Here is an 8531-nt window from a genome sequence, read left to right on the forward strand (position 1 = left end):
CTTCCGCGTACCCATACCCCCGGGCCGACCCGGCTATCCCCTTCGGACCCCCAGACCCTGGTAGAGCACCGCGGTCGACCAGGTCGGCACGATCCGGGGAGCCCGGCCGCCCGTCCCACCCTCCGCGCCGCGTGCCCGACGGACCAGCCAGGCGAGCAGGCCGCCCACCCCGGGCCGGATGCCGCGCAGTCGCAGGTCGACGCCGTGCCGCCGGGCCTCCGCGACGAGCGCGCGAGCGTCCACGAACAACCGTGGATCGTGGATGCCCCGCGGCACCGTGGGCAGCCGCTCGGCGATGCGCACGGCCAGCAGCCGGCTCAGCGCGGTGTCGTTGAGGGTGTCCAGGACGAGCAGGCCGCCGGGGCGGAGCAGGCGACACGCCTCGGCCACCGCGAGCCGCCAGTCGGGCACGTGCTCCAGCAGCTCGCCGGCCGCCACCACGTCGGCGCAGCCGTCCGTGAGCGGGACCGCGGTGGCGTCTCCGTTGACGACGGTGACGCCGTGCGCGGCGGCCTGGCGCAGGGCCGACCGGGTCAGGTCCACCCCCACGTGCCGGTAGCCCTTGCCGGCCAGATGGGGGGCGAGCAGGCCGGCACCGCAGCCGAGGTCGACCAGGAGGGCGTCGGGACGCGCCGCCGGTGGCACCAGGGCCGCGCGGGCCTCCGCCAACCAGTGCAGCATCGCGAACACGCCGTCCGGACGCCACCACTCGCCGGCCAGGTCGTCGTACTGGCGCGGATCGTTGCGCGGCAGGGTACGGCCCGCGTCTCGCATGGATCCGAGCGTGACACGACTGACCCCCAACGACCAGACTTTCCTCATGTCGTCAACGGTGCTAGGGCAGCTCAAGACGAGGACGCTGGGGCTGCTCAGGGCGAGCCACCCGGAGCCGGCCGCCGCGGTCACCGCCGTCTCGGGGCTGCTCGCGTGGGGAGTCGGGCACGGGACGGCCGGCATCGGCGCGGTGATGCTGACCGTCGCCGCGAGCCAGCTCGCCGTCGGCTGGACCAACGACGCGCTCGACGCCGACCGGGACGCCGCGGTGGGGCGTACCGACAAACCGGTCGTCACCGGTGCGGTCGGGCGGCGCGGCACGGCCGTCGCGGCGGCGGTGGCCGCGTCGGCCACCCCGGTGCTGGCCCTCACCACCAACCCCGTGGCGGCGTTCTGGGTCACCCTCGCGCTGGTGTCCGCGCTGCTCTACGACTGGCCGCTGAAGTCCACACCGTTCTCGGTCCTGCCGTACGCGGTCTCCTTCGGAGCCCTGCCGGCCTTCATCGTGCTGGCCCTGCCGGGGGCGCCGACCCCGCCCGCCTGGCTGGTCGGCGCCGGTGCCCTCCTCGGTGCGGGCGCGCACTTCGCCAACGTGCTGCCCGACCTGGCCGACGACGCCCGGACCGGGGTGCGCGGGCTGCCGCACCGGCTCGGGCCGGCCGGCAGCCGGGTGGCGGCCGGCGTGCTGCTGCTCGCGGCGACCGCCACCCTGGTCCTCGGGCCGCCGGGGCCGCCGTCGGGCGTCGGTCTCGCCGCGGTCGCGACCGCCGTCGTGGTGCCGCCGGTGAGCTGGTACGCCGGACGAGCCACCGCCCGGGCCGGTGCCCGCCAGGTGGCCGCCTTCCGGGCCGTCATCCTGGTGGCCCTGATCGACGTCGTCCTGCTGGTCACGAGCGGTCGGGTGGTCTGACGGCCACACCGGCGGGTGGCATCCCCGGGTCGGCGTGCGCCGGTGGATCAGGCCCAACTACCCTGGAGCGCGGTCTGCGCGGGCAGGGCCACGGGGCCCGGCGTACGACCGGGTGGGATCGTGACGAGGAGGACCGACGTGACGCGCTCGATCAGGGGTTCCCGGCGGGCGGCCCTGCTGCTGTCCGGGACGGCGGCGACCATCGGGCTGCTGCTGTCCGGGTGCGGCGCCGGCCAGGTCGCCGAGACCGCCAACAAGGAGCCGTCGGTCCAGGGTGTGAACCTGTCCGCGGCCAACGGCGAGTACGCCGTCCGTGGCCTGCTGGTCGAGTTCCCGGGCGTCGACGGTTACAAGGCGGGCGCCAACGCCACCCTGAACGCCGTGATCTACAACGACTCGGAGAAGCCGGTCACCGTGACCGTGACCACCGACAGCGCCCGCGAGATCGTCATCGCCGGTGGCGCTCCGGCCGCCTCGGCCGTCGGATCGGCGTCGCCCAACCAGTCGCCGTCGGACAGCCCGTCCGAGACCGCCGCGGCCAGCGCGTCGCCGTCGGGGTCGCCGACGGCCAGCCCGAGCGCCACGCCGTCGGCCACCGAGGCCCCGGCCGCGCCGGCCGGGCAGCCCGCGCGCATCGAGATCCCGCCGCTGAGCTACGTGCAGCTCAACACCGAGGGCCAGCAGACGTTCCAGCTGATCGGGTTGAACGAGTCCCTGCGCTCCGGCCAGAACGTCTTCGTGACCTTCGACTTCGGCAACGGCGTCACCGTCACCGGCCCGGCGCCGGTCGCCGTGCCGCTCACCCCGGCCGCTCCCCCGTCGCCGATCATCGAGCGCGAGGGCGGCTACGAGGGCGGCGGGCAGGAAGGCGAGGGCGGCGGCCACTGACGCCACCCCATTCCGTACGACCCGGCACCGCCGGCGTGGTGACCACCACGCCGGCGGTGTTCTCGTCGTACGTGGGGGCTAACGTCCGGGTGTGACCACCTCCCGATCGACCTCCCCGCGCGCGGGCGCCGGGCGCGGCCGTGCCGCCGCGCGCGAGCCCCGTCCGGCCTACGAGTGCGACGCCTGCGGCCACCAGCCGCCCAAGTGGGTGGGGCGCTGCCCGGAGTGCGGCGAATGGGGCTCGGTGGTCGAGTGCACGGTGACCGGCCCGACCGTCTCCGGCCGGGTGGTCAGCTCCCGGATGCCGGCCGAGCCGGCCCGCCCGATCGCCACCATCAGCGCCGCCCCCGCCCGGGCCCGCCCCACCGGCGTCAGCGAGCTCGACCGGGTGCTCGGCGGCGGTCTGGTCCCCGGCGCGGTGGTGCTGCTCGCCGGCGAGCCGGGGGTGGGCAAGTCCACCCTGCTCCTCGACGTGGCACAGCAGTGGGCGGCCGGGGCCGGCAGCCCCTCGCTGGTGGTCAGCGGGGAGGAGTCGGTCAGCCAGGTCCGGCTGCGCGCGGAACGGATGGGCACCCTGCACGACCAGCTCTACCTGGCCGCCGAGAGCGACCTCGCGGCCGTGCTCGGCCACCTCGACGCGGTGAAGCCCGGCCTGCTGGTGCTCGACTCGGTGCAGACGATCTCGACCACCGGCACCGAGGGCGTGCCAGGCGGTGTGACCCAGGTCCGCGCGGTGACCGCAGCCCTGGTCGCGGTCGCCAAGGAGCGCGGCGTCGCCACCGTGCTGGTCGGCCACGTCACCAAGGACGGCCAGGTCGCCGGTCCCCGGGTCCTGGAGCACCTGGTCGACGTGGTCCTGCACTTCGAGGGCGACAAACACTCCTCGCTGCGGATGGTCCGCGGCGTCAAGAACCGGTTCGGCGCCGCCGACGAGGTCGGCTGCTTCGAGATGCACGAGGGCGGCATCAGCAGCCTCGCCGACCCGTCCGGGCTGTTCCTCACCCGCTACTCGGAGCCGGTGCCGGGCACCTGCGTGACGGTCGCGATGGAGGGGCGACGGGCACTGGTCACCGAGGTCCAGGCGCTGATCGGCGCCACGGTCGCCGGCTCGCCCCGGCGTACGGTGTCCGGCCTCGACTCGGCCCGCCTGGCGATGGTGCTCGCGGTGCTGCAACGGCGCACCGAACGGCTCACCCTGCACGACCGGGAGGTCTTCGCGGCGACCGTGGGTGGCATCCGGGTGGTGGAGCCGGCGGCCGACCTGGCCGTCGCCCTGGCGGTCGCCTCCGGCGGGCTCAACCTGGCCATCGCGCCGCACCTGGTGGCCATCGGCGAGGTGGGGCTCACCGGCGAGGTGCGCCGGGTCGGCGCGGTGCCGCGGCGGCTGGCCGAGGCCGCCCGGCTGGGCTTCCGGCTGGCCCTCGTGCCGCCCGGCTGCGGGCCGGAGAGCACCGGGGCGGGCCCGGGGCAGATACGGGTGATCGAGGTCACGGACGTGCGCGCGGCGCTCCAGGCCGTCGCCCGCGCATCGGCGGAGTGACCGTCCGTGGCCGTCCGACGGGGACCGCACGGGCGATACCGGACAGGCCGGTCAGGGGCCGCGGTCGAGGCGGGAGCCGGCATCGTGACACATCACAGTAACCGCGACAGCACCCACCGCACGGCAGTCCGTAGACTGTCGACGTGCCGATCGACCGCGATACCACCAAGCCTGCCGGCGCGACGCCCCACGCCCGCACCGGCGCCGTGGGCTCGCCCGCCCGCACGATCAGCGTGACCGTCACCGGGGGCACCGCCGGCGGGGCGGGTGACCCGCTGCGGGCCAACCTGGCACTGATGGCTCCCGGCACCGCCCTGCGCGACGGCCTGGAGCGCATCCTGCGCGGCCGGACGGGCGCACTGATCGTCCTCGGCTACGACAAGGTCGTCGAGGGGCTCTGCACCGGCGGCTTCCCGCTCGACGTGGAGTTCTCCGCCACCCGCGTCCGTGAGCTGTGCAAGATGGATGGGGCCGTGGTCCTCTCCAGTGACGGCACCCGGATCGTCCGGGCCGCCGTGCACCTGATGCCCGACCCGAGCATCCCCACCGAGGAGTCCGGCACCCGGCACCGCACCGCCGAGCGGGTCGCCCGGCAGACCGGCTACCCGGTCATCTCGGTCAGCCAGTCGATGCGGATCATCAGCCTCTACGTCAACGGCCAGCGGCACGTCCTGGACGACTCGGCGGCCATCCTGTCCCGCGCCAACCAGGCCCTCGCCACGCTGGAGCGCTACAAGCTGCGGCTCGACGAGGTGTCCGGCACGCTGTCCGCGCTGGAGATCGAGGACCTGGTCACCGTCCGCGACGCCGTCGCGGTGGTGCAGCGCCTGGAGATGGTCCGGCGGATCGCCGACGAGATCGCCGGCTACGTGGTGGAGCTGGGCACCGACGGCCGCCTGCTGGCGCTCCAGCTCGACGAGCTGATGGCCGGCGTCGACGCCGACCGCACCCTCGTCATCCGGGACTACCTCCCGAGCGGCCGCAAGTCCCGCACCCTCGACGAGGCGCTGGTCGAGCTGGACCTGCTCGGCGCCACCGAGCTGATCGACCTGGTGTCCGTCGCCAAGGCCATCGGCTACCCGGCCGCCTCCGACGCGCTCGACGCGGCGGTGAGCCCCCGGGGCTTCCGGCTGCTGGCCAAGGTGCCCCGGCTGCCGGTGGCCGTGGTGGACCGGCTGGTTGTGCACTTCGGCAGCCTCCAGCGGCTGCTCGGCGCCACCGTCGAGGACCTCCAGGCCGTCGAGGGCGTCGGCGACGCCCGGGCCCGGGGCGTACGGGAGGGGCTGTCCCGGCTCGCCGAGGCGTCCATCCTGGAGCGTTACGTCTGACGGTGCCCCGCCTGTCGGGGTCGCGCCCGCTCCAGCGGCCGCGGGTCAGCCGGTGATGGTGATCTTCACCGGCTCGCTGAGCCTGGTGCCCACCCGCGCGAAGACCTGGTACGTCCCGGGCGGCGGGTTCGGCCCGGCGGCCACGCCGTCGGCGCACCGCGTGCTCTCCCGTCCGTTCCAGCCGAGCTGGTAGGAGCGCTCGAGGCCGGGCGTGAAGGACTGCACGTCGGAGCCGGCGCTGGTGCCACTGCCGCACTTGTCGGAGGACCAGATCGTCTCCGCGCCCGACTTGACGAACAACTCCTGCACGGCGGCCCCGACGTCCCGGCTGCACGTACGCTCGGACCGGTTCCTGATCTTCAGTTGCAGGTCGACCGTCGCGCCCCGGACCACCGAGGCCGGCAGCGCCGTCGCGGTGACCGTGATCTCGGTGTCCGTGCAGGTGCCGTCGTCCACGACAGGTGCCACCGGCGCGGCCGGCGGAGCTTCGCTGCCAGCCGGTCCACCCGTCGACGGTGCCGGATCCGCCGGCCCGGCCGACCCGCCGGACGACGGCGCGCCGGTCTGCGGCGTCAGTGGAGCCCCCGTCGCCTGCGGCGTGGCGCCCGGCGTCGCCGCATTCGACGTGGGCTGCGCGTCACCGGACGTGCCGGTGTTCCGGCCCGATCCCATGCAGGAGTTGAGCAGGACGATGAGGAAGAGAAGCGCCGCTCCCAGTACGACGGCGCGTCGCCGCCAGTACACGGCGGGTGCAAGGGGGCCGACCGTCAGACGCATGATGCCCCCACCGTAGCCGCGCGCCGCACGGCACGCCGCCGCGACGCGCCGAACCATCGACACCGCACCTCGTCACACTCTCCACACTCGACAGTTCGGCACCGACGGAGCGACGCTCAGAGGTAGACCTTGCGCTGGTAGACGGCGTGCGCCCCGGCCACCCGGTCGAGGAAGAGCAGGCCGGCGCAGTGGTCGATCTCGTGCTGGAGAGCCCGCGCCTCGAATCCGTCGGTGACCAGCCGGACCGCCTCCCCGGTTCCCGGCAGCGCGCCCTCCACCACCAGCCGGCTGGCACGTTTCACGTCACCGGTCAGGTCGGGCACCGACATGCATCCCTCCCGGCCCGCCTTCCAGCGCGACGCCTCGACCACCCGGGCGTTGCACAGCACGAACGTGCCGTGCACCGTGACCGCCTTCGGGTGGCCGGTCACGTCGACAGCGAAGACCTGTGCGCCCACACCGATCTGCGGCGCGGCCAGACCCACACAGCCGGGCGACACCCGCATGGTGGCGACCAGGTCCGCCGCCAGGCGTACGGTCTCCTCGGCGGTCGGGTCCACCTCCCCGCCGGCGCGGCTCAGCACCGGTGCGGGCGCGGAGACCACCGCCCGCACCTCTCCCGGCACGCCCAGCGCCTCCGGGGTCCAGCCGCCGAGGCCGGCGTACGCCTCGGCGTCCGGCACGCACTCGTCCCCGGTCACAGCAGATCCGGGTCGGCGGGGCGCAGTGTCACCTCGACGCCCAGGTCGGCGGCGGTCGTCGCCAGCCTGCCGGCGAGCGCGTCGGCCGTGCCGGACGGCAGCTCCACCTCGGCCACCACGACGTACAGGGAGCCGGCCAGCCGGGTGCTCAGGTCCGTCACGTTGCCACCCGCGTCGGCCAGCACCCGGGTCATCGCGGCGACGATGCCCATCCGGTCGGCGCCGTGCACCGCCATCACGTACGGCTCCCCCGCCGGCGTCGTCTCACCGTCCGGGGTGACCGCGCGTACGGTGGCCAGCAGTTGGCCGTCCGCGGCCAGCGGTGCCAGCGCGGCCTCGACCTCGGGGGCCCCCGGACCCACGCAGATCAGGGTCATCGCGAAGTGCCCCCGCAGCCGCGTCATGGTGCTGTCGGTGAGGTTCGCGCCGAGCCGGGCGAGCACCTCGGCGACGTCGGCCACGATGCCGGGCCGGTCCCGGCCGATGACGGTGATCGCGAGCTCGTTCATTCGGGCATTCTCCCCGACCCGCCGGCCGGTGCGGCCCCGCCCCGCCCGGGTCGCCCAGACAGCGGGACGGTACGGCGTGACATCATCGGCGATGCGATGACTGAACCGACTTTCGCCACCCTGGTCAGCCGGTGGTACGAGGAGAACGCGCGCGACCTGCCCTGGCGGGAACCCGGGGTGAGCCCCTGGGCCATCCTCGTCAGCGAGGTGATGCTCCAGCAGACCCCGGTCGTCCGGGTGCTACCGGCCTGGCAGGCGTGGCTGGCCCGCTGGCCCGACCCGGCCGCGGTGGCCGCCGACACCCCGGCCGAGGCGATCCGGATGTGGGGACGGCTGGGTTACCCCCGCCGGGCGGTACGCCTGCGCGAGTGCGCGGTGGCGATCGTCGAGCGGCACGGCGGGCAGGTACCCGACCGGCTGGACCAGTTGCTGGCGCTCCCCGGCGTCGGCACGTACACCGCGCGCGCGGTGGCCGCCTTCGCGTACGGCCAGCGGCACCCCGTGGTCGACACGAACGTACGTCGGGTGGTCTGCCGGGCGGTCGCCGGCGAGTCCGACGCCGGTCCCACCACCCGCCCTGCCGACCTGGTCGCCGCCGAGGAACTGCTCCCGGTCGAGCCGGCCGCCGCCGCACTGGCCAGTGCGGCCTTCATGGAACTCGGTGCCATCGTCTGCACCGCCCGCGCACCACGCTGCGGCATCTGCCCGGTCGAGTCGGTCTGCGCCTGGCGGGCGTCCGGACAGGCCGCGCCCACCGGACCGACCCGCCGCCCCCAGCGGTACGCCGGCACCGACCGCCAGGTACGCGGACTGCTGCTCGGCGTCCTCCGGGAGGCCGTGAACCCGGTCCCCCGGCAGCGCCTCGACCAGGTGTGGGCAGACGACGTGCAACGGTCCCGGGCACTGGCGGGGCTGGTGACCGACGGCCTGGTGGAGCCCGTCGGGGAGGCCTCCTACCGCCTGGCCGGCGACGGCCCGCCCCTGCCCGTCGGCTGACATCCCTGCATGACGAAAGGGCCGGCCCCTTGTGGGGGCCGGCCCTTTCTGGTGTGGGTCAGGAGATGTAGCCGCGGGTGGCGATCCAGTCGGCGAGGTTGTCGACGC

The 8531-nt window shown here is 74.9% G+C and carries 9 protein-coding genes; 5 read left to right on the forward strand and 4 right to left on the reverse strand.

Features of this window, described 5'->3' with window-relative positions:
- Positions 1-33: 33 nt before the first annotated feature.
- Positions 34-774, reverse strand: a complete 741-nt coding sequence (locus tag ACIBR0_RS27200) for a methyltransferase domain-containing protein (protein ID WP_396720325.1) — start codon at positions 772-774, stop codon at positions 34-36.
- Between the two features lie 46 nt (positions 775-820).
- Between ACIBR0_RS27200 and ACIBR0_RS27205 the strand changes: the two genes are divergently transcribed.
- The 4 genes from ACIBR0_RS27205 (at position 821) to disA (ending at position 5440) form a co-directional block, all read left to right on the forward strand.
- Complete coding sequence (locus tag ACIBR0_RS27205; RefSeq protein ID WP_396720344.1) at positions 821-1684, forward strand: UbiA family prenyltransferase; 864 nt, start codon at positions 821-823, stop codon at positions 1682-1684.
- 138 nt (positions 1685-1822) lie between these two features.
- Positions 1823-2572: a hypothetical protein gene (locus ACIBR0_RS27210; RefSeq protein WP_396720327.1), complete on the forward strand. Its 750-nt coding sequence runs from the start codon at positions 1823-1825 to the stop codon at positions 2570-2572.
- A gap of 91 nt (positions 2573-2663) precedes the next feature.
- Positions 2664-4112, forward strand: a complete 1449-nt coding sequence (radA, locus tag ACIBR0_RS27215; RefSeq protein ID WP_396720328.1) for a DNA repair protein RadA — start codon at positions 2664-2666, stop codon at positions 4110-4112.
- Positions 4113-4255: 143 nt separating this feature from the next.
- On the forward strand, positions 4256-5440 hold the full coding sequence (disA, locus tag ACIBR0_RS27220; protein WP_357035927.1) for a DNA integrity scanning diadenylate cyclase DisA: 1185 nt from the start codon (positions 4256-4258) through the stop codon (positions 5438-5440).
- A 45-nt stretch (positions 5441-5485) separates the two neighbouring features.
- On the opposite strand, the gene ACIBR0_RS27225 is transcribed toward disA, so the two are convergent.
- From ACIBR0_RS27225 to ACIBR0_RS27235, 3 genes are all read right to left on the reverse strand, one after another.
- Positions 5486-6217 carry a hypothetical protein gene (locus tag ACIBR0_RS27225; protein WP_396720330.1) on the reverse strand — a complete coding sequence of 244 codons (732 nt, stop codon included), beginning with the start codon at positions 6215-6217 and terminating at the stop codon, positions 5486-5488.
- Positions 6218-6333: 116 nt separating this feature from the next.
- The gene (locus tag ACIBR0_RS27230) at positions 6334-6918 is read right to left on the reverse strand and encodes a peptide deformylase (RefSeq protein ID WP_396720332.1); all 585 of its coding nucleotides are present in this window, start codon (positions 6916-6918) and stop codon (positions 6334-6336) included.
- Positions 6915-7427: a glycine cleavage system protein R gene (locus tag ACIBR0_RS27235; RefSeq protein ID WP_396720334.1), complete on the reverse strand. Its 513-nt coding sequence runs from the start codon at positions 7425-7427 to the stop codon at positions 6915-6917. Before ACIBR0_RS27235 ends, ACIBR0_RS27230 begins: the two co-directional genes overlap by 4 nt.
- Before the next feature lie 96 nt (positions 7428-7523).
- On the opposite strand from ACIBR0_RS27235, the gene ACIBR0_RS27240 reads away from it, so the two are divergent.
- The gene (locus tag ACIBR0_RS27240; RefSeq protein ID WP_396720336.1) at positions 7524-8423 is read left to right on the forward strand and encodes an A/G-specific adenine glycosylase; all 900 of its coding nucleotides are present in this window, start codon (positions 7524-7526) and stop codon (positions 8421-8423) included.
- Positions 8424-8531 lie beyond the last annotated feature (108 nt).

This window comes from Micromonospora sp. NPDC049497 (assembly GCF_044465805.1).
Taxonomy (GTDB): domain Bacteria; phylum Actinomycetota; class Actinomycetes; order Mycobacteriales; family Micromonosporaceae; genus Micromonospora.